This is a genomic window from Micrococcus sp. TA1 (assembly GCF_014199555.1).
Taxonomy (GTDB): domain Bacteria; phylum Actinomycetota; class Actinomycetes; order Actinomycetales; family Micrococcaceae; genus Citricoccus.
Window position 1 is genome coordinate 41,519 of the sequence record NZ_JACHNW010000003.1, and the last position, 18,545, is coordinate 60,063.

Genomic DNA, 18,545 nt, shown 5'->3' on the forward strand with positions numbered 1-18,545 from the left:
ATCAGGAACGGGCTTCGTCGCCATCCCGGGGCAGGGATGGCGTCATTCCCCACACCTGATGCGGTGGCTGCGGACCTGATGCGGATACGGCGGACGGATGCCCCTCGGTCACTCCTCGACGGCCCGGTCCCGCCCGGCCAGCCAGCCGAACACGGCCGCACCGAGCCCGGAGGCCGCGAACAGCCAGGCCGCGGGACCGAAGGAGCCCGTGACGGCGAAGACCTGCCCCGTGATGAACGTCCCCGAGGACCCCAGCCCGTACCCGAGGCCCTGCATCATGCCGGAGACCCGGATCGCCATGTGGGCGGATTCACTGCGCAGGGTGATCATGGTCAGGGCCAACGCCGTCAGCGCCCCCTGGCCCACGCCGAGCACGCCGGTCCACACCCAGATCCCGGCCATGGGGCCGTGGATGGACAGGATGAACCCGGCGGCGGTCAGCACGGCCGCGGCCACGTTCAGTGCCGACTGACTGCGCATCCGGGCCGCCAGCACGGGGGCGGCCAGGGAACCGGCCATCTGCAGCACGATCGACACCGCCACGATCAGCCCGGCCAGCCCGCCGTCGAGGCCGCGCTCGCGCAGGATCGGGGCCAGCCAGGCGAAGGCGGTGAAGGACGTCATCGCCTGGAAGACCATCATCAGGGTGATGTGCCAGGCCACCGGGGACGTCAGCGGGCTCCGCCCCGTGGTGGACGTGACCGGCCGGGCACCGGACCGGTGCCTCCGGAGCACGGGCACGAGCAGGCCGGCGGTCACCAGTACGGGCACCGCCCAGATCCCCAGGGCCAGCCGCCAGTCCCCCACCGCCTCGTACACGGGGAACGTGAGCCCCGCGCCGAGGGCTGCCGACCCGCAGATCGCGGTGGTGTACAGCCCGCTCATCAGCCCCAGGTGGTTGACGAAGTCCTGCTTGACGATGCTGGGCAGCACCACGTTGGCCAGCGCGATCGCCGCCCCGGAGAACACGGTGCCGACCAGCAGCGTGACCATCGCGCCGCCGTCGGGAACGGGGACCGAGCGCACCACCAGGCCGAGCGTGAGCAGCAGCAGGGCGCCGAAGAGCACCCGCCAGGACCCGAAGCGGCGCGCGAGGACGGGGGCCAGCGGGGCGAAGACGCCCAGCAGGGTGGCCGGCACGGTGGTCAGCACGGTGGCTCCCCACCCCGGCAGTCCGGTGGCCGCGGTGATCTCCGGCAGGATCGCGGAGAACGAGGAGAACAGGGTCCGCAGGTTCAGCGAGACCAGCACCACGCACACCGCCAGGTACAGCCAGGAGACCGGTGACGGCGACGGGGGTGTTCTCGATCTCACAAGGGGCATCATGCCACCCGTTCAGGACAGGGTGCGCAGCACGAGGGCGGACGGCAGCTGGCGCAGGCGCCGGGGCAGCCTCGGATAGACGCCGCGTACCACCCGCCACATCCGGTCCTCGCGCACCGAGTCCGCACCGTCCCAGTCCAGCCCCAGACCGGTGCGGACCGGGTGCGGCAGCATCCCGGCGGCGGTGAAGCGCACCAGCGGCATGAGGCGGCGCAGCCACCAGGGGGCGGACTCGACGGCGAACAGGTCCCGGCAGATCACCCGGGCCTCCTCGGTCACCTCCAGGGTCCCGACGGCAGTGCTCCAGTACCGCTCGAAACCCTCGCGGTCCCGCGGCCAGAGGCCCGCGGGCATGCCGAGCAGGGTGCCCAGGACGGCGTAGTCGCGGTAGATCTCCTCGGACCGGGCGTCGTCGAGCGTGCCCCACAGCCGCCAGCGCGCCTCCTCGGCGGCACGGTAGAGGGTGGCCGTGACCCACAGCTGGGCCTGCGGGTCGGCCGCCGAGTACGACCGGCCGCCACCGTCGGTCCCGCTCACCGGACCATGGGCCGCCCGCACCCAGCCGGTGACCGCGTCCCGCATGCCGGAGGCCTCCGGCAGGACCGCGGCGTAGACGTACTGCAGGGTGTGCCGCAGCCGCCTCAGCGGGTCCGCGGCGAAGTCCGAGTGACGGGCGACGCCGGCTCCGACCGGCCGGTGGGCGACCTGGAGGAGGATCGCCGCCCCGGCACCAGCCAGCACGATCGCCTCCCGGGCCAGGCCGACCGTGGTCAGCGGCGCGTCCCGGTGGCCGCGCGGGGCGGGATCTGCGGGGGCCACCGGTCCGGTCACCGCCACTCCCCCGGGTCCACCCGCCAGCCGCGGTACGGCGGGGGGAACGCGGCCGGCGCCGCGGCGGGGACCGGTTCCGGGGTCCCGGTCCTCACCGGTTCCGCCTGGGCCTCCCGCGCGGTCTCGAGTGCCTCCATCTGCTCGTCGCGCTCGGCGTCGCCGAGGCCGGCCACGGTGAGGACGGCGTCGAGGTTGCGGATGAAGACCACCAGCCAGGCGTAGACGATCCCGGCCATCGCCAGCTCGAACCCGGTGAGGTTGTAGTAGCGCAACGGGAACCACAGCAGGGTGGCGACCATCCCCAGGGCGACCATCAGGTAACTGGCCACGTACACCGCGGCCGGGAAACCGGGCAGCCACCACTGGATGGAGGCCAGCATGAGCATGAACACCGCCCCGAGGACGCGGATGAACGTGGAGTGGACGGGGTCCGAGAGGTTGATCGGCACGATCCCGGCACCCACCATGCACAGCCCGATGACCACCAGGCCCCCGCGCAGCACGGTGATCCTGGCCCGTCGCCCGCCCGCCGACTCGCGGGCCCGGGCCCAGGCGTAGAGGTCCTGGGTGATGAAGGAGGCCAGCGTGGTCAGGACCAACCCGGAGACGGTCAGGGTGGTGTTGAAGGTCCAGAAGGACAGGATCCCGGCCTGGCCGGTGCCCAGCTCGGAGAAGAACGCGTGCCACCAGAACGGGTTCTCGGCCAGCAGCATGGACACGATCATCCCGGACGCCATGAACACCGCCAGCAGCGAGGACAGCGAGCGCGTGGAGATCCGGGCCGCGGAGTTGAACCCCAGGTACCCGGCCACCGCACTGATGACGGTCATCATCACCGTGGCCGCCACCCGGTCCACGGTCAGCCCCGTGAACGCCTCCTGGAAGAGGCGGAACAGGGCCAGGCAGGCCATGACGGCGATCGCGGCATGGACCACCAGCAGCCCGACCGCGTCGGCCACGAACCAGCCCCAGTGTCGGCGGGTCATCCACTGGTGGGTGGTGCGGGTGGACCGGGCGAGACCCACCAGGCAGGCCACGCCGGCGCAGGCCCCGGCCGTGACGGCCGCGATCAGGCCCACGGACCCGTCCCCGGACAACGGCCGCCGGTCCTGGAACAACACCAGCCCGACGGCGGCTCCCCCCGCCGCGGAGGCGATGGCCACCCAGATGGCCAGCGACTCCCGCACCACCGGGTTCGTCACCCGGCGGGCGGCAGGGCGTCGCTCCACCGTCGGCTCGTGGTGGCTTCGGGGGCCGCCCGGGCCGGCGGTGGCGGGTGCAGGGGGTGGGCTCACGTCCGTCACGGTGGCCGATTCTGGCACGACCGGGTGAACCGTCGTCCACCGGGACCCGCCGCCGGCCGTCCGATGGGGGGAAGAGTGTTGCGTTCCTCACAGGATGTCTTATAGTGATTCATGTTCTGTTCACCTGGTGTTCACTTTGAGCGGGGTGACGGAGGGCGACGAGGACGTCGCCGAGAGAAGCAAGGAGATGCCATGACCACCCACGTCATGACCGATGACCGGCCGATCGGCCGTCATCTCACCACCACCGTTGCCGCGCGCAACGGGATGGGCGGCGGACTTCCCACCGGCGCCAACGACATCGTCCACTCCCGCGTGCTGGACCGGGCGGTACAGCGCCTGACCGTCACGTACGGAAGTGACCTGGAGCCCGGCCTCATCCGCCGGACCGTCCAGAGGACCTACCGGGAGCTGGAGGCGTCTGCCCGGGTGAAGACGTTCCTCCCCGCCACCGCAGTCCATCTCGCCGAGAACCGCCTGCGGGAGCTGGCCAGGACAGCCCGGGACGGACGCGCCGACGCCACCCCTGCGCCGCGCGTGCTCGCCGGGGGCAGCCCCGCGGGCATCACGCGGTCCCGGGAGCGCGCCGCCGCCTGACCATCCGAGGCCCCGGGCGCTCAGGCGCGGGGCGTCAGCACGGGAGTGATGACCATGCACCAGGATCCAGACACCCGGGTCCTGGCCGGACGGGCCGGTCAGGACTACCGCGAGCGCGACCAGCAGGTGCTGGCCCGCCTGGCGGCACACCTGTACGAGCGGTACGCCCCGGCCGTGGACCGGGCCACGGTGGACCGCCTGGTGGCGGAGACCTATGCGGAGTTCGACCGTCGGGCGACCGTCAAGTCCTTCCTCGCCACCACCGCCGGACGGTTCGCGGAGAGCCGGATCCGCGCACTGGCGGTGGCCCGCGGAGCCATCGAGTCGCCGTTGCCGCGCGTGCTCTTCATCGACGACGCCAACGCCGGCCGCTCGCAGATGGCCGCGTCCCTGACGCTCAAGCACTCGGACGGCCGGATCACCGCCCGATCGGCGGGACTGGAGCCTGCCGGCTCGATCTACGAGGACGCCCTGACCGCGATGGACGAGGTCGGCATCGCGTTGCACTACGCCTTCCCGAAGCCGTTGACGGCCGACGTCCTCGAGGCGGCCCAGGTGGTCATCACCTTCGACTGCGCGGACCGGGTCGACCGGCTGGAGGGGAAGGACTATCGCGACTGGGGCATCCCCAACCTCGTCGGCCGCCCCCTGGAGGACGTGCGCCGGGCCCGCGCGGAGATCGAGTCCCGCGTCCTGGACCTGGTCCGGGAGCTGGGGCCGGAGTCCCGGTGGGCAGCGTCCGGGCCGGCGCCGTCAGCGTCCACGACGGCCTGAGTGCTGACACCCCTGCCGACGGCCCAGCGACCGCTCGCGCCTCCACCCGGCGTCGACCACCGGGCGGGCCCGGACAGGGTCTTGACCGGCACCCTCCCGCTGGCCAGCATGGTGCCCGGCGGCCCCGGACAGGGCCGTCCGGTCCCGGGCCCCGTCCGTGGCCGTCACCGGCCCTGCACGGGGCCGCCACCGTTGGAGTGATGATGGACCGGAACGCCACGCCCCAGGACACCGCCCACGACGACAGCCACGCCTCTCGCGCGCTCGACCGCAACGTCCTGGCGCGAACCGCCGCCCACCTCTACGAGCGGTACGCCCATGTGGTGGACCGGGAGACGGTGGAGCGGGTGGTCCAGGAGTCCTACGAGGAGCTGGAGCGCACCGCCGCCGTGAGGACCTACCTGACCGCCTCGGCCGGCAATTTCGCGGACAGCAGGCTGCGCGCCCTGTCCATCGCCCGGGGTGCCATCGAGGCGAGGAACCCGCGCGTGCTGTTCGTGGACGACGAGAACGCCGGCCGGTCCCAGATGGCGGCCTCCCTGGTCCTCAAGCACACCGAGGGCAGGATCGCCGCCCGCTCCGCCGGGCTGGCACCGGCCGGGTCGGTCCACGGCGCGGCCGTCCAGGTCATGGCGGAGGCCGGTGTCCACCTCGAGCACGCCTACCCCAAGCCGCTGGCCGACGACATCCACCGGGCCGCCCAGCTGGTCGTCACCCTCGCCTGCGCCGATCGCGTCGAGAGGGTCGACGGCGTCGAGTACCGCGACTGGGACATCCCCACGCTGGAGGGCAGCGACATCGAGGACGTGCGGCGGGTACGGGATGACATCGACGCGCGGGTGCGGGAGCTGATCGCCGAGCTGGGCCACGACGCGGGGTCCTGAGGCCGGGCCCCGGGGGGCCTGGGCCTATGATCGCCGCATGACGGTTGACCGAGGCGCCCCCGGCCACCGGCACGGCGCCACCGCGGCTCGCGGGCGACTCGCGATCGCCTTCGGCATCACCTCCGCGATCCTCGTCGTCGAGGTGGTCGGCGCGGTGCTGACCGACAGCCTGGCCCTGCTGGTCGACGCCGGGCACATGCTCACGGACGCCGGCGGCCTGCTCGTGGCGCTGGTCGCGGCGCAGCTGGTGCTCCGGCCGCCCTCACGCCGCCGCACCTGGGGCCTGCTCCGGCTGGAGGTGCTGGCCGCCGGCGCCCAGGCCACCATCCTGCTCCTGGTGGGGGCGTTCGCCCTGGTCAACGGCGCGTTCCGGCTGGCGGACCCGCCCGAGGTCCACGCGCAGGGTCTGCTGGTCTTCGGCGCGGTGGGACTGCTGGGGAACGTCGCCTCCCTGGTGGTCCTCGTCGGCGGCAGGAAGCACTCCCTGAACCTGCGGGCGGCGTTCCTGGAGGTGGTCAACGACGCCCTGGGCTCGGTGGCGGTCATCGTCAGCGCGGTGGTGGTGGCGACCACCGGCTGGATGCGCGCCGACGCCGTGGCCGGCATGCTCATCAGCCTGCTCATCATCCCCCGGGCGGTGGTGATCATGCGCGAGGCCGGCAGCGTGCTGCTGGAGTCGGTGCCCGCCGAGCTGGACCTGACGGACATCCGGCGTCACCTGCTCAGCATGCCCCACGTCCTGGAGGTCCACGACCTGCACGTGTCCCGGATCGACACGGGCACACCCGTCCTGACCGCCCACGTGGTGGTGGAGCGCGGTTGCTTCGACGACGGCCATGCCACCCAGATCCTGCAGGAGCTGCAGGACTGCGTCACGGAGCACTTCCCCCTGCCCGTGGAGCACAGCACCTTCCAGCTGGAACCGCCCGGACACCGGGACGGGGAGGGCCACGTCCACTCGTGAGCGCCCCGGAGGCCCCGGAGGGAGTGGAGCCCCGCCGCACCCGTGGACACATACCCCCTGGGGGTACTTGCGATGATACCCCTAGGGGGTATATGGTCGGGGCATGAGCAGCGAAGCGCACCTCACTGCCGGCCCCATCGCCCCCACGGCGGGCCGGGAGGCCCGGCCGGCCGACGCGGCCGACGGCGCCCCGGGCCACGGATACAGCCCGCGCAAGGACGAGTACCTGAAGCGCCTGCGCCGGGTCGAGGGACAGGTCCGCGGCATCAGCCGCATGGTGGACGAGGACCAGTACTGCATCGACGTGCTGACCCAGGTGGCCGCCGCGACCAAGGCACTGCACGCCGTGAGCCTGGGCCTGCTGGAGGACCATCTCGGGCACTGCGTCGCCGAGGCGGCGCGCCAGTCCCGGGACGCCGGGGACGACACCCTCGTGCAGGAGAAGATCGCCGAGGCCACCGCGGCGATCGCCCGGCTCGTCCGCTGACCACCACCGACATCATTCCGACGTCCAGGAGGACTCCCATGACCACCACCGACATCAAGATCACCGGCATGACCTGCGGCCACTGCGTCCGCAGCGTCACCGAGGAACTCTCCGTGCTGCCCGGGGTGACGGGCGTCGAGGTGGACCTGGTGTCCGGGGGCACCTCGGTGGCGACCGTGACCAGCGAGGGGCGGCCGCCGGCACCCGAGGACCTGCAGGCCGCGGTCGAGGAGGCCGGGTACGCCGTGGCCACCCCGGGGCTGGAGTCGGCCTGAGATGAGCGCTGACCACGCCACGACCGCCCCGGACCAGGACACGGGAACCCGCAGGGTGGACCTGGACATCAGCGGGATGTCCTGTGCCTCCTGCGTCCAGCGCGTCGAACGGAAGCTGGGCAAGCTGGAGGGCGTGAGCGCCTCGGTCAACCTCCCCCTGGAGACGGCCGCCGTCACGGCACCGGCCTCCGTCACCGACGCGGAGCTCGTCGCCGCCGTGGACCGCGCCGGGTACTCGGCCACCGTCCGCCATCCCGCCGGCGTCCGGGGCGCCCGTCCGGCGGATCACGCGGGCGGGGACGTCCGGCGCCACGACATCCGGCCCGGGGCCGAGGGGCCCGAGCAGGGTGAGCACCCGGATCACGCCGAGCACGGGGACCACATGGACCACGGGCCCTCCGGTGAGGTGATCCGGCCCCGGCTGATCGGGGCGGCCGCCCTCACGGTGCCGCTGTTCCTGATCTCCATGGTCCCCGCCCTGCAGTTCCCGCACTGGGGCTGGGTCGCCCTCGCCCTGGCCACCCCCGTGACCTTCTGGTCCGCCTGGCCGTTCCACGCCGCCGCGTTCAAGGCCGCCCGCCACGGTTCCTCCACCATGGACACCCTGGTCTCGATCGGCGTGCTCGCCGCCTGGGCCTTCTCCACGGTCGAGCTACTCCTGGACCCGGGCATGACAGCGCTGGCGGGGACCGAACACGCCGGCATGGCGGGCATGACCTCCATGGCGGACCACCAGCTCTACTTCGAGACCGCCGGCGTGGTGACCACCTTCCTGCTGCTGGGCCGCTGGCTCGAGGCCCGGGCCAAGCGCCGGGCGGGCGAGGCCCTGAGGTCCCTGCTGGACCTGGGCGCCAAGACCGCCACCGTGCTGCGGGACGGCGTGGAGACCACCATCCCCGCGGCCGCACTGGTGCCCGGCGACGAGTTCGTGGTGCGCCCGGGCGAGAAGGTCGCCACGGACGGCTTCGTGGTCAGCGGCCACTCCGCCGTGGACACCTCCCTGATCACCGGTGAGTCCGTCCCCGAGGAGGTCGGCCCGCAGGACACCGTCACGGGTGCCACCGTCAACACCTCCGGCCGGCTGCTGGTGCGCGCCACCCGCGTGGGCAGCGACACCACCCTGGCCCAGATGGGCCGCCTGGTGTCCGAGGCCCAGACCGGCAAGGCACCGATCGCCCGGCTGGCCGACCGCATCTCCGCGGTGTTCGTCCCGATCGTGCTCGTCATCGCCGTGGTGACGTTCCTGGCGTGGCTGGCCCTGTCCGGTGACCCGCACTCCGCCTTCCGCGCCGCCGTCGCCGTGCTGGTGATCGCCTGCCCCTGCGCCCTCGGCCTGGCCACCCCGGTGGGACTGCTGGCCGGCACGGGACGCGCCTCGCAACTGGGCATCCTCATCCGCGGCCCCGAGGCCCTCGAGGACACCCGCACCGTGGACACGATCGTGCTGGACAAGACCGGCACGGTCACCGAGGGCACCCTCGCCGTCACCGGTGTCACCCCCCTGAACGGCTTCGAGGCGGACACCGTGTTGCGGCTGGCCGGCGCGGTGGAGTCGCACTCCGAGCACCCGATCGCCCGGGCCATCGTGGACGCCGCCCGCGAGGCCGGCGGCATCCCCGAGGTGACCGGCTTCGCCTCCTCCGCCGGCGGCGGGGTGCGCGGCCTCGTGCACGACGTCGGCTCACCGGCCGCCCCGGGCGCCGTCACCACCACCAGTGCCACCGGGGGTGACACCGCACAGCCCGGCCGTGCGCAGCCGCGCACCGTCGCGGCGGGCCGGTCCGGGTACATCAGCACCCTGCTGGACTCCGGCACGCTCACCGAGGCGGAGACCGCCGCCCTCGACGCGGCCGAGGGAGCCGGCGCCACCGCGATCTGGGTGACCGTCGACGGTGGCGTCGCCGGGATCGTCTCGCTGCAGGACACCCTCAAGGAGTCCTCGGCGCAGGCCATCGCCGAGCTCACGGAACTGGGACTGCGGCCGATCCTGCTCACCGGGGACAACGCGCAGGTCGCCGCCCGGGTGGCGGTCGCCGTCGGGATCCCGGCCCGGGACGTGTTCGCCGGGGTGCGCCCCGAGGACAAGGTCGCCCGGGTGCGGCAGCTGCAGGAGGCCGGCCGGGTGGTCGCCATGGTCGGCGACGGCGTCAACGACGCCCCCGCCCTGGCGCAGGCCGACCTGGGGATCGCCATGGGCTCCGGCACCGACGTGGCCCGGGAGGCGGCGGACATCACCGTGATGGGCTCGTCCCTGCACCAGGTGGTGCAGTCGGTCCAGCTCAGCCGCAGGACCCTGGGCATCATCAAGTCGAACCTGTTCTGGGCGTTCGCCTACAACACCCTGGGCATCCCGGTGGCGGCGTTCGGGCTGCTCAACCCGATGCTCGCCGGGGCGGCGATGGCCGCCAGCTCCGTGCTGGTGGTGGCGAACTCGCTGCGCCTGACCCGCTTCGCCCGGTAGGGGCCTGCCGCGCCCCGCGGGCGAGGACGACCGGTGCCGTGCGGGCGGTGACGACCGGTCGTCACCGCCCGCACGGCACCAGGGGGGCGGTCAGACGCCGTAGATGCCCTCGAAGAACGCCGCCAGCTCCTCCGTGGCGGACAGCGGGAGCACCTGGGCGACGTACTGGTCCGGGCGGACGACCACGACGACGCCGTCACGGCTCAGGCCGCGGGCCTCGAAGATGTCGTCCTCCGGGTCCACGCCGAACACCTTGTTGAGGTTGGAGACCTGGAACGTGCCTACCTTGGGGCGGAAGATCCCCGGGGCCTGCATCAGGTCCACCTCCTGGTGCGGCTGCTGGTAGACGGCGTAGACGTCGAACAGCGCGTCGAGGTCCTTGCCCGCCGGGGTGAACCGGTGCACCGGGGACTCGGCGGACTCCAGCCACTCGGCGAAGGCGCGCAGCGCCGAGTCCTGGGCCGAGGACACGGCGGCGTCGGCGAAGGCGTAGATCCGCCACCGGCCGTCCGCCACGTGCTGGTGCCCCAGGAACGTGGGGTTGGTGTCGCACACGCGCTTGACCGGATGGGCCTTGAAGCGCTTGCCCAGCGTGTAGCCGGTGGCCAGGTCCTGGTGGGTGGCGGCACCGGTGATCAGGCCCTGCGGGTACTCCGTCATGAACCCGGCCGGGAACTCGAAGGTCTTCTGGTAGAACTCCTCCAGGGCGTTGGGGTTCTCCAGTTCCTCCGGCTTGGCCGCCATCATCGAGGACCACTCGCGGTCGAAGTCGATGAGGTTCTGGGCGATCTGCTGCCGCTCCGCCGTGTAGGTGGTCAGCAGCTTCTCCGGCGCGATCCCGGAGACGACCTGGCCCAGCTTCCAGCCCAGGTTGAAGGCGTCCTGGATGGAGACGTTCATCCCCTGGCCGGCCTTGGCCGAGTGGGTGTGGCAGGCGTCCCCGGCGATGAAGACCCGCGGGGTGCGCGTGCCGGCCTCCTCGGTCGGCACGTCGTCGAAACGGTCGGTCACCCGGTGCCCGACCTCGTAGACGCTCCACCAGGCCACGTCCTTCACGTCCACGGTGTACGGCGTGACGATCTCGTTGGCGCGGCGGATGATCTCGTCCAGCGGGGTCTTGCGCACCGCGCCGGCGTCGCTCTGGTCCACCTCGCCCAGGTCCACGTACATGCGGAACAGGAAACCGCCCTCGCGCGGGATGTGCAGGATCGAGCCGTGCTTGGACTGGATGGCGCACTTGGTGCGGATGTCCGGGAAGTCCGTCTCAGCCAGCACGTCCATGACGCCCCAGGCGTGGTAGGACACCGCCCCGACGTGCTGGGCACCGATGTCCCGGCGGACCTTGGAGTGGGCCCCGTCGGCGCCGAGGACGTACTTGGCGCGCACCACGCGCTCCTCGCCCGGGGCCACCCCGGCCTCGGGGGTCTCACCGGTGCGCTTCAGGGTCGCCGTCACGGGGTACTCACCCTCGCCGACCTCCAGCTTCACGAACTCCCAGCCGAAGTACGGCTCGGTGCGGGAGGGGGCGTGCCTGGCGAAGCGCGCGAAGTAGTCCAGCACGCGGGCCTGGTTGACGATCAGGTGGGGGAACTCGCTGACGCCGGCCGGGTCGTCGAGCTCGCGGGCCGTCCGGATGATGTTCTCCGGGTTGGCCGGGTCCGGCTTCCAGAAGTTCATCTCGGTGAGGTGGTAGGCCTCCGCGACGATCTCGTCGGCGAAGCCGAAGGCCTGGAAGGTCTCGACGCTGCGGGCCTGGATGCCGTCCGCCTGGCCGATCTCGAGGCGGTTGGGGCGGCGGTCGATGAGACAGGTCATGACCTCGGGGAAGCTGGCGAGCTGTGCGGTGGCGGTCATGCCGGCCGGGCCGGAACCGACCACGAGGACGTCCATGGTCTCGGGCAGTTCGGGTGAGCGTTCGATGCCCACGCCGGCGGCGGGCTGCACGCGCGGATCGGTGGAGACGTATCCGTGGTGGTGGAACAGCATGGTGACTCCTGCGGTCGTGAATGCGGGGAGAGAAGGGGTGTTCTATAATCGAACATACAGTTCTTATAGCGAACAACTATGCGAGATCATATACGGTAGGTGACACCCCTCACAAGGCGGCGTGACCTGCTCCTCAGGACTCACCATGAAAGGGCCCCCGGTGACCGCAGCTGCCCACGGATCCCCCGACACCCCGTCCGCGACGCGTCCGAGAAAGGGCGAGGACGCGTCCGGCGGCGCCCCGCACTCCCAGACCCTGTCCCGTGGGCTGCGCATGCTGGAACTGGTGGTCTCCGCCCCGGAACCGCCCACGATCGCCGAGGTCTCCGCCCAGCTCGGTGTCCACCGCTCGATCGCCTACCGGATCCTGCGCACGCTGGAGGACCACGGGCTGATCACGCGGGATGCCTCCGGACGGCTGATCGGCGCACCGGGGCTCGCCGTCCTGGCGCGCGGGGTGCAGCAGGACCTGCAGTCCGCCGCGCTGCCGGAGCTGACCACGCTGGCCAACGAACTGCAGATGAGCGCCTTCGTGGCGGTCTGGGGACAGGGCGAGTGCATCACCCTGGTGACGGTGGAGCCCTCCCACGGTCACGCCGTCACCCAGCGCCCCGGCACCCGCCACCCCCTCGACCGAGGAGCCCCGGGTCTGGCCGTGCAGGCGGGCATGGGGCCCGAGGAGCTCGCCGGACTGACCGGGGGCCTGCCCCCGCGCGTGGAGGTGGAGCAGGCCCGGCAGCGCGGTTATGCCGTCAGCAACGACGAGGTCCTGGACGGCGTCTCCTCCGTCGCCGTCCCCCTGCGCGTGGACGGGCACCTGCCGGCCGCCGTCGCGGTGGTGTACGCGACCCGCCAGCTGGACGTCGAGGCCCTGGGCAGGAAGCTCGCGCTCAGCGCGGAGCGGGTCGCCGGCCGGCTCGGACAGCGCCTGGCCACCGGCCACTGAATCCTGCGGCCACCGCGGTCCTCGCCGGGGACGACCGCGGTGCCCGGCACGGGTGAGGGGAGCCCAGCCGGACGGCCCACCGGGCCCGCCGGACGGCCCACCGGGCCCGGCGCACGGCCACCGGCCCGCCCGGGGTACCGGTCGGGCCGGGCGAGCCGATGAGGGCCTGTCAGTAGGATCCGCGCGGCGTCGAGGCCCTCGGCCCGGCCGCAGCGCCGCCCGGACCGGACTCCTGGCCCGGGTCCGGGCACCACGTGTCCGCGAGGGCCTCGGAGCCGCGGGCCAGGAGCGCGACGTCGGCGCCGACGTTCACGAAGTCGGCCCCGGCCTCCACGTAGTCCCGGGCGTGGGCCTCGACGAAGGCGTTGACGCCCACGATCTTCCCCGCGGCCTTCACCTCCGCGATGACCGTCTTGACGGCCGCCACGACGTCGGGATGCGCCTGCTGCCCGATCAGTCCCATGGTGGCGGACAGGTCGGAGGGGCCGATGAAGACCCCGTCGACGCCGTCCACGGCGGCGATCTCCGCCGCGTTCTCCACGGCGGTGGCCGACTCGACCTGGACGAGGAGGGTCACCTGCGCCCCGGCGTCCTGGAGGTATCCGGTGGTCCGGTTCCACCGGCCGGACCGGGCCAGGGCCGAACCGACCCCGCGCACCCCGCGCGGCGGGTAGTGCATGGCCCGCACGGCCGCCTGCGCGTCCTGGACCGTGTGGACCATGGGCACCAGCACGTTCTGGGCGCCCAGGTCCAGGACCTGCTTGATGACCACCTCGTCCAGGGCGGGGACCCGCACCAGCGCGAGCGTGCCCGTGCCGGCGATCACCCGCAGCTGGGACTGGATGGACTCCAGGGACAGCGGGGCGTGCTCGGCGTCGATGAGGAGGTAGTCCAGCCCGGCGCCCGCGCAGATCTCGGCGGCGGTGGCATCCCCCGAGGACAGGAACATCCCGGCCACGGGGCGCCCGCCGCGGTCCCGGACAGCCTCGGCGGTGAACAGGTCCCTCAGGCTCGGTTCAGTGGTCACGCGAATCGGCATGTCACCGTTCCCAGCGGTCCGTAGTCTGCGTACACGGTGTCCCCGGCGTAGACCCACATGGGCCGGGTGAAGGACCCGGCCAGGATGATCTCCCCGGCCTCGAGCACGTCCCCGTGCCCGGCGATCCGGTTGGCCAGCCAGTGCACCCCGTTGGCCGGGTGGTTCAGCACCCCGGCGGCCACGCCGGTCTCGATGATCTCCTCGTTGCGGGACAGGATGCCGGCGACCCAGCGCAGGTCCACGTCCCCCACGCCGACCGGGCGCCCGCCGAGCACCATGGAACCCAGGGCGGCGTTGTCCGAGATGGTGTCCGTGATGGTGCGGCCCTTCATCTCGATGCGGGAGTCCAGCACCTCCAGGGCGGGCACCACGTACTCGGTGGCGCGCAGCACGTCCATCAGGTTCAGCCCGGGGCCGCGCAGCTCGTCCTTGAGCACGAAGGCCAGCTCCATCTCGATGCGCGGGTGGGTGTACCTCGCCCACTCGTACACGTGGCCGGACTCGACCACCTGGTCATCGAAGATGACCCCGTAGTCCGGCTCGTCGATGCCGGTGGCCTCCTGCATGGCCTTGGAGGTCAGGCCGATCTTGTGGCCCACCTTGGTGCGGCCGGCCTCGGCCTGCCGCTCGGCCCAGATGCGCTGGACGGCGTACGAGTCCTCGATCTGCATCTCGGGGTAGCGCGCGGTGAGCAGCGGGACGGGCTGGCGGTCGATGCCGGCCCGGTGCAGTTCGTCGGCGATCTTCACATGGGTCTCATGGTCGAGCAAGCTGGCTCCTCCCAGGGGGGCCCGTGGCGTGCCGCCACGGGGTGGGCGTTGTGCCTCGATCGTATACGATAACGGCGCGATCTGCGTCACAGGTCGCGGCCCCTTCCGGGACCAGGCCGGGACGAGGCCGGGGTGGCGCCGGCAGGCTCAGGGCAGGATGCGCAACCGGCGCGCGGTGGCGACCGCCTCCACCCGGTTGTTGCAGTGCAGCTTCATCATCACCGAGCGCATGTAGCTCTTGACGGTCACCGGGCTGAGGGAGAGCCGCTCCCCGATCTCGGCGTAGCTGCAGCCGAGGGCCACCTGGGACATCACGTCCATCTCCCGGCGGGTCAGCGCGGGCACCTCGGCGGGCACCGTCCCCCGGCGCTCGAGGCGCTCCGCCACCGCGCGCACGGCGGCGACCAGGGTGGGATCGTGGCTGGAGTGGGCGATCGCGATGAGCTCGGAGTGCGCGGTGCGCACGGCCTCCTCGAGGTCCCGGGCGTCACCGGCCCCGGCGCTGTCCGCCAGCCCGATCATGGACACCCTGCGGTCGACCTCGTCCCGCACGCGCAGTTCCTGGGCGATCGCGCGGCCGGTGGACACCATGCCGTGGATCACCCGGTCCCCCACGGTGCCCGCCTGCCGCGTGGCGGCGTACAGCACGGCGCGCGGCCGCTGGCCCACCACCACGGGGATGGCCGCCATGGACGAGAGCCCCTCGGCGCTGACCACCTCGTCGAACTGGTGCGTGATGGACGGGGCGGTGACGTAGTCCTCGACGGTCAGCGGCCGGTCCCGGGCCATCGCCTCGCCACCCAGCCCCTGGCCCACGGGCACCTGCTGCCCGGCCAGGACCCTGGTCCTGGCGCCCCGCAGCTCGGAGATCTCCAGGCGGCCGTCGTGCACGATCCCGCCGAAGCACACGTCCGTGAGCGTCTCCTGGCGCATCCTGCGCAGCCACGCCCGGATGAGCTCCCGGTCATCAGGGCGCAGCAGTTCGACGGACGGGCTCAACACAGGCGGCTCTCCCCTCGTGTGTGATCCACAACACTTTAGCAAAACAAGGAAGCCACGGCCCGTGCTGCCGGGCCGTGGCTTCCTGGGGCTGACGCGGATCAGGCGGCGTTCACCGGCTCCGCGGTCGCCTCCTGGGCGCCGAGGTCGGACCCCTTGGTCTCGCGCAGCATGGCCAGGACCACCACGCTGATCACCGCGATGCCGGAGAGCATCAGGCCCACGGCCCCACCCCCGAAGGTCGCCATCAGGGTGGCCGCGGCCAGCGGCGGCAGGGCCCCGCCGAAGATCCCCGCCAGGCTGTAGGCCAGCCCGGCACCGGTGTAGCGGTACTCGGTCTGGAACAGCTCGGGCAGGAAGGACCCGGCGGCGCCGAAGCTCAGCCCGGCCACGACGAGCGTTCCGATCACGCCGAGGGTGAAGAACAGGAAGCTGCCCCCCTCCTCGGTCATCCCCGTGTTCAGTATCGGGAACATCACGAAGGACCAGACCAGGCCGGCCACGCCCGCCAGCAGCAGGGTGCCCCGGCGTCCGATGCGGTCGGAGAGGATTCCCGAGCCCACGGTGGCGATCGCGAAGAACACGGAGGTGATGACGCCGGTGGTCAGCACCTCGTTGCGCTCCAGCTGCAGCACGGTCGTGCCGTAGCTGGTGAGGAACGAGGTCCCGATGTAGAAGAAGGCGAACAGGGAGCTGAAGGCCAGCCCGCCCAACAGCATCTCCTTCCACTGCCGGCGCACGGACTCCCAGATCGGCAGGGTGCGGGGGGACGCGGGCGCCGCGTCCGGGCCGCCGGTCCGCACGTCCTCCGCCCGGGCCCTGGCCTCCGCAACGGCCTTGGCCTTGGCCGCCAGGAACACCGGGGTCTCCTCGATGCTCAGGCGGATCCACAGGCCGACGATCACCAGGGCGGCGCTGAGGACGAACGGCACGCGCCAGCCGATCTCCATGAACGCCCCGGAGGAGTCCCCGAGGGTGATGTTGGTGACGAGGAAGGTGCCACTGGCCAGGCCGAACGCGATCGCCGGGCCGAGCATCGGCAGGGAGGCGAAGTAGCCGCGCAGCTTCGGCGGGGCGTACTCGGCGGCCATCAGCGCGGCACCGGCCCACTCGCCGCCCACGGCGAACCCCTGCAGGAAGCGCAGGGTCACCAGCAGGATGGGGGCGACGACCGCGAAGGCCCCGAGGCTCGCCGGCGTCGGCAGCAGGCCGATCAGCACGGTGGCCACGCCCATGATCAGCAGGGTGGCCACGAGGGCCTTCTTGCGGCCGATCCGGTCCCCGAAGTGCCCGAAGATGACCGCGCCCACGGGCCGCGCGAAGAAGGCGACCGCGAAGGTGGCGAAGGAGGCCACCAGGCCGCCGGCCTCGCCCAGGGTGCCGAAGAAGAGGGTGGGGAACACCAGCGCCGCCGCGGTGCCGTAGATGAAGAAGTCGTAGTACTCGATGGTGGTGCCCACCGTGGTGGCGACGGCTACACGGCCCATCGGCGGCTTCTTGGCCGGCGCGGCGGCCTCGGTCAACGGCTGCTGCCGGTCATGGCTCATCAGGGTCATGGCCTCTCCTCAGTGCGGACGATCAATGTGATGCGCGCCACACTATGAGCCGAAAGGACCGCCCGTTACCTCCCGAAGGAGGTAACGGGCCCAGGCCACGACGCCGGCCGGTCCCCCACCGCGTGAGGTGCCGGCCGGCGTCGGGAGACGACGGGTCAGAGCTGGTTGCCGAGCTTGAAGCCCTTGGCGGCCTCGCCCTTCCAGGTGCCGGACTCGTCACCCTCGCGGGTGTAGGAGAACCCGTCCGCGCCGATGGTCACGTCCATCTCGGAGTCGTCGGTGCGGGCCACGACCTCCTTCGGGTTCCCGTCCAGGTCGAGCACGAGGGAGGCGTTGGTGTACCAGGACGGCACGACCGGGTTGCCCCAGAAGTCGCGGCGCTGGTTGTCGTGCACGTCCCAGGTGACGACCGGGTTGTCCGGGTCGCCGGTGTAGTAGTCCTGGGTGTAGATCTCGATCCGGTGGCCGTCCGGGTCCAGGATGTAGAGGTAGAAGGCGTTGGAGACGCCGTGGCGGCCGGGGCCGCGCTCGATCCGGTCGGAGATGCGCAGGGCGCCCATCTTGTCGCAGATCGCCAGGATGTTGTGCTTCTCATGGGTTGAGAACGCCACGTGGTGCATGCGCGGGCCGTCGCCGCCGGTCATGGCGGTGTCATGGACGGTGGGCTTGCGCCGCATCCAGGCCGCGTACACGGTGCCGGCCTCGTCCTGGATGTCCTCGGTGACGCGGAAGCCCAGGTCCTGCATGAACTTCGTGGCGCGCGGCACGTCCGGGGTGACCTGGTTGAAGTGGTCCAGGCGCACCAGCGCCCCCGGGGTGTAGAGGTCGTAGCGCCAGGCCAGGCGCTCGACGTGCTCGACGTCGTAGAAGAACTCGTACGGGAAGCCCAGCGGGTCCTCCACGCGCACCGAGTCGCCGATGCCCTTGGTGAAGCCCTCCGGGCGGCGCTCCACGCGGCAGCCGAGCTCCTCGTAGAAGGCCACGGCCTTGTCCAGCTCCTCGGGGCTGCGCACCCGGTAGGAGAAGGCGGCGACGGCGGCCACCGGGCCCTTGCGCAGCACCAGGTTGTGGTGGATGAACTCCTCGAGGGAGCGCAGGTAGATGGTCTCCTCGTCCTCCTCGGTCACGGTCAACCCGAGCACGTCCACGTAGAACTCACGGGACCTGGCCAGGTCGGTGACCACCAGCTCCATGTAGGCGCAGCGCAGGATGTCCGGCGCCGGGGCCTTCGGGGTGGGGATCGGGTTGTCGGAGTGGATGGGGGCCTCCTGGGAGACGTAGAAGCCCGAGGACGTCATCGTCCGGTCGTCGAGGTGGGTCATGACTGGTCCTTGCTGTGGAAGGGAATG

Annotated in this window: 17 protein-coding genes; 8 read left to right on the top strand and 9 right to left on the bottom strand. The window is 72.1% G+C overall.

Annotation, left to right across the window (positions count from 1 at the left end):
* Positions 1-108 precede the first annotated feature (108 nt).
* From GGQ69_RS13915 to GGQ69_RS13925, 3 genes are read right to left on the bottom strand one after another with little or no spacing between them, the layout of a single operon-like run.
* The gene (locus GGQ69_RS13915; RefSeq protein ID WP_370577200.1) at positions 109-1,323 is read right to left on the bottom strand and encodes an MFS transporter; all 1,215 of its coding nucleotides are present in this window, start codon (positions 1,321-1,323) and stop codon (positions 109-111) included.
* Positions 1,324-1,335: 12 nt separating this feature from the next.
* The gene (locus GGQ69_RS13920) at positions 1,336-2,154 is read right to left on the bottom strand and encodes an oxygenase MpaB family protein (RefSeq protein ID WP_370577194.1); all 819 of its coding nucleotides are present in this window, start codon (positions 2,152-2,154) and stop codon (positions 1,336-1,338) included.
* Positions 2,151-3,449 carry a hypothetical protein gene (locus tag GGQ69_RS13925; protein WP_183529597.1) on the bottom strand — a complete coding sequence of 433 codons (1,299 nt, stop codon included), beginning with the start codon at positions 3,447-3,449 and terminating at the stop codon, positions 2,151-2,153. The genes GGQ69_RS13920 and GGQ69_RS13925 overlap by 4 nt, the downstream gene beginning before the upstream one ends.
* A gap of 201 nt (positions 3,450-3,650) precedes the next feature.
* On the opposite strand from GGQ69_RS13925, the gene GGQ69_RS13930 reads away from it, so the two are divergent.
* The 7 genes from GGQ69_RS13930 (at position 3,651) to GGQ69_RS13960 (ending at position 9,900) form a co-directional block, all read left to right on the top strand.
* Positions 3,651-4,055: a three-helix bundle dimerization domain-containing protein gene (locus tag GGQ69_RS13930; RefSeq protein WP_183529599.1), complete on the top strand. Its 405-nt coding sequence runs from the start codon at positions 3,651-3,653 to the stop codon at positions 4,053-4,055.
* A gap of 48 nt (positions 4,056-4,103) precedes the next feature.
* Entirely contained in the window at positions 4,104-4,829 is a 726-nt protein-coding gene (locus GGQ69_RS13935; RefSeq protein WP_183529601.1) for a low molecular weight phosphatase family protein, read from the top strand.
* A gap of 200 nt (positions 4,830-5,029) precedes the next feature.
* The gene (locus GGQ69_RS13940) at positions 5,030-5,713 is read left to right on the top strand and encodes a three-helix bundle dimerization domain-containing protein (RefSeq protein WP_183529603.1); all 684 of its coding nucleotides are present in this window, start codon (positions 5,030-5,032) and stop codon (positions 5,711-5,713) included.
* A 37-nt stretch (positions 5,714-5,750) separates the two neighbouring features.
* Positions 5,751-6,677: a cation diffusion facilitator family transporter gene (locus GGQ69_RS13945; protein ID WP_183529605.1), complete on the top strand. Its 927-nt coding sequence runs from the start codon at positions 5,751-5,753 to the stop codon at positions 6,675-6,677.
* Between the two features lie 103 nt (positions 6,678-6,780).
* Positions 6,781-7,164 (top strand): metal-sensitive transcriptional regulator, encoded by a 384-nt coding sequence (locus GGQ69_RS13950; RefSeq protein ID WP_183529607.1) that lies wholly within the window; start codon positions 6,781-6,783, stop codon positions 7,162-7,164.
* Positions 7,165-7,202: 38 nt separating this feature from the next.
* Entirely contained in the window at positions 7,203-7,439 is a 237-nt protein-coding gene (locus GGQ69_RS13955; RefSeq protein ID WP_183529609.1) for a heavy-metal-associated domain-containing protein, read from the top strand.
* Between the two features lies 1 nt (position 7,440).
* Positions 7,441-9,900: a cation-translocating P-type ATPase gene (locus GGQ69_RS13960; protein ID WP_183529611.1), complete on the top strand. Its 2,460-nt coding sequence runs from the start codon at positions 7,441-7,443 to the stop codon at positions 9,898-9,900.
* Positions 9,901-9,990: 90 nt separating this feature from the next.
* Here GGQ69_RS13960 and GGQ69_RS13965 read toward each other — a convergent pair whose 3' ends face one another.
* On the bottom strand, positions 9,991-11,886 hold the full coding sequence (locus GGQ69_RS13965; protein ID WP_183529613.1) for an FAD-dependent monooxygenase: 1,896 nt from the start codon (positions 11,884-11,886) through the stop codon (positions 9,991-9,993).
* 160 nt (positions 11,887-12,046) lie between these two features.
* Between GGQ69_RS13965 and GGQ69_RS13970 the strand changes: the two genes are divergently transcribed.
* Positions 12,047-12,832 (top strand): IclR family transcriptional regulator, encoded by a 786-nt coding sequence (locus GGQ69_RS13970; protein WP_183529615.1) that lies wholly within the window; start codon positions 12,047-12,049, stop codon positions 12,830-12,832.
* 169 nt (positions 12,833-13,001) lie between these two features.
* Here GGQ69_RS13970 and GGQ69_RS13975 read toward each other — a convergent pair whose 3' ends face one another.
* From GGQ69_RS13975 to hpaD, 5 genes are all read right to left on the bottom strand, one after another.
* Positions 13,002-13,871 (bottom strand): HpcH/HpaI aldolase/citrate lyase family protein, encoded by an 870-nt coding sequence (locus GGQ69_RS13975; protein ID WP_183529617.1) that lies wholly within the window; start codon positions 13,869-13,871, stop codon positions 13,002-13,004.
* On the bottom strand, positions 13,856-14,641 hold the full coding sequence (locus tag GGQ69_RS13980; RefSeq protein WP_183529618.1) for a 2-keto-4-pentenoate hydratase: 786 nt from the start codon (positions 14,639-14,641) through the stop codon (positions 13,856-13,858). Before GGQ69_RS13980 ends, GGQ69_RS13975 begins: the two co-directional genes overlap by 16 nt.
* Positions 14,642-14,788: 147 nt before the next feature.
* A complete protein-coding gene (locus GGQ69_RS13985) occupies positions 14,789-15,640 on the bottom strand; it encodes a LuxR C-terminal-related transcriptional regulator (protein ID WP_183529619.1) in 852 nt (283 codons plus the stop codon).
* Positions 15,641-15,741: 101 nt separating this feature from the next.
* Positions 15,742-17,196 carry an MFS transporter gene (locus tag GGQ69_RS13990; protein WP_221243821.1) on the bottom strand — a complete coding sequence of 485 codons (1,455 nt, stop codon included), beginning with the start codon at positions 17,194-17,196 and terminating at the stop codon, positions 15,742-15,744.
* Positions 17,197-17,351: 155 nt separating this feature from the next.
* Positions 17,352-18,518, bottom strand: coding sequence for a 3,4-dihydroxyphenylacetate 2,3-dioxygenase (gene hpaD / locus GGQ69_RS13995; protein ID WP_183529620.1), 1,167 nt, complete (start codon positions 18,516-18,518; stop codon positions 17,352-17,354).
* Between the last annotated feature and the right edge of the window lie 27 nt (positions 18,519-18,545).

Coding starts and splice junctions, on each gene's coding strand:
- GGQ69_RS13915 (WP_370577200.1), bottom strand. CDS start 1,323: ATGCCCCTTGTGAGATCGAGAACACCCCCGTCGCCGTCACCGGTCTCC.
- GGQ69_RS13930 (WP_183529599.1), top strand. CDS start 3,651: ATGACCACCCACGTCATGACCGATGACCGGCCGATCGGCCGTCATCTC.
- GGQ69_RS13935 (WP_183529601.1), top strand. CDS start 4,104: ATGACCATGCACCAGGATCCAGACACCCGGGTCCTGGCCGGACGGGCC.
- GGQ69_RS13940 (WP_183529603.1), top strand. CDS start 5,030: ATGATGGACCGGAACGCCACGCCCCAGGACACCGCCCACGACGACAGC.
- GGQ69_RS13945 (WP_183529605.1), top strand. CDS start 5,751: ATGACGGTTGACCGAGGCGCCCCCGGCCACCGGCACGGCGCCACCGCG.
- GGQ69_RS13950 (WP_183529607.1), top strand. CDS start 6,781: ATGAGCAGCGAAGCGCACCTCACTGCCGGCCCCATCGCCCCCACGGCG.
- GGQ69_RS13955 (WP_183529609.1), top strand. CDS start 7,203: ATGACCACCACCGACATCAAGATCACCGGCATGACCTGCGGCCACTGC.
- GGQ69_RS13960 (WP_183529611.1), top strand. CDS start 7,441: ATGAGCGCTGACCACGCCACGACCGCCCCGGACCAGGACACGGGAACC.
- GGQ69_RS13965 (WP_183529613.1), bottom strand. CDS start 11,886: ATGCTGTTCCACCACCACGGATACGTCTCCACCGATCCGCGCGTGCAG.
- GGQ69_RS13975 (WP_183529617.1), bottom strand. CDS start 13,871: ATGCCGATTCGCGTGACCACTGAACCGAGCCTGAGGGACCTGTTCACC.
- GGQ69_RS13990 (WP_221243821.1), bottom strand. CDS start 17,196: ATGACCCTGATGAGCCATGACCGGCAGCAGCCGTTGACCGAGGCCGCC.
- hpaD (WP_183529620.1), bottom strand. CDS start 18,518: ATGACCCACCTCGACGACCGGACGATGACGTCCTCGGGCTTCTACGTC.